Origin of the sequence: Streptomyces oceani (assembly GCF_001751245.1) — a bacterium.
Lineage (GTDB): Bacteria > Actinomycetota > Actinomycetes > Streptomycetales > Streptomycetaceae > Streptomyces > Streptomyces oceani.
Genome location: NZ_LJGU01000080.1, coordinates 1 through 1423, shown reverse-complemented (window position 1 = coordinate 1423; position 1423 = coordinate 1). Strand labels below are relative to the sequence as shown.

Annotated in this window: 1 protein-coding gene; it reads left to right on the top strand. The window is 68.8% G+C overall.

What is annotated here, in order from left to right; all coding sequences use genetic code 11:
* Positions 1 to 1334: DUF4328 domain-containing protein (locus AN216_RS28900; protein WP_170842978.1), on the top strand; the 1334-nt coding region annotated here is incomplete at its 5' end.
* Positions 1335 to 1423: the final 89 nt, after the last annotated feature.

Below are 1423 nucleotides of genomic sequence, written 5' to 3'. Positions count from 1 at the left end.
GGGTGATCGACTTCGGGATCGCCCGTGCCCTGGACAGCGCCATGCAGTCCTCCGGCGGCATGACCCGCACGGGTTCGGTCATCGGTTCGCCCGGCTTCATGTCGCCGGAGCAGGTGCGCGGGAGCGTCGTGACCGCGGCCAGTGACGTGTTCTGCCTGGGCGCGGTGCTGGCGTACGCCGCCACCGGCCGCATGCCCTTCGGTACGGCGGACAGCGGCGCGCACGCGGTGATGTTCCGGATCGCCGAGGAGGACGCGGATCTTCGTGGCCTGTCCGGTCCGTTGTACGAGTTGATCGCGGCCTGTCTGGAGAAGGACCCGGAGCGCCGGCCGGACGTGGACACCCTCGTCGCGCGCACCGAGGGCGAGATCTCCGGGACCTGGCTGCCCGGCCAGGTGCTGGCGCAGTTGGGCCGGCACGCCGTACAACTCCTCGACAGCGAGGACCCGGAGGGCCAGACGGAGAGGCAGGATGCCGCCTCGGCGACCACTCAGCCGCCCTCCATGCCGTCCACGCCGCCCTCCGCCTACCACCCGGCGCTGGCTGGTGGGCCGAACGTCTCGCCGTACCAGGCGGGCCGCGGTCCGTACGGCTATCCGCAGCCGTGGATGGGCGGCGGCCAGCACACCACCTACGGGCCGGCGGGGCCGTACGGACACCCCGGTCGGACGCCCAGACCAGCCCGCCCGGTCCGTACGATCGGCACCCCGACCTGGGTGCTGATCCTGCTGACCCTGGTGTGGACCGTGGCGGCCCTCATCCACTCCATCTCGCTGGATGCCACGCTCTCCAGTCACCCGGAGAGCTGGCTGGTGACCGCGCACCCGGAATACACCGCGCTGAAGGAGCGCAGTCAGATCATCGATGTGTTCGGGGGGCTGGCCTTCCTGGTCACGATAATCCTGTGGCTGATGTGGTTCTGGCGGGTGCGGTTGAACGCGGAGGCGTTCGAGCCGGGGCGGGTGCGATACGACCCGGGGATGGCGCTGGGCGTCTGGTTCATCCCGTTCTGCAACTTCTTCATGCCCAAGCAGATCGCCAACGACGTGTGGAGCGTCAGCCGCGGTGACCCGCCGGAGTGGTACCAGGGCAGGCGGTATCCGCCCCGGCGCGGCCTGGTCTCCGGGTGGTGGACGATGTGGGTGATCTACTTCATCTGGTCCTTCTCGCAGTTCTTCTCCTGGTACGACGAGACCACCATCGATGAAGCCGAGGGGATCATCGCGCTGCAGATCTTCACCCACTTCTTCGCGATCCCGGCGTACATCCTGGCCGTCGTCTTCGTGTCCCGGCTCACCAACATGCAGGACGACCGGATCGCCGCTGGCGCGTGAGGAAGCCTGGTCGACGAACGGGGGAGGGACGGCGCATTGGACCGGCTGGAGAGCAGTGATCCACGCTCGATCGGCGGGTATCGCCTGCT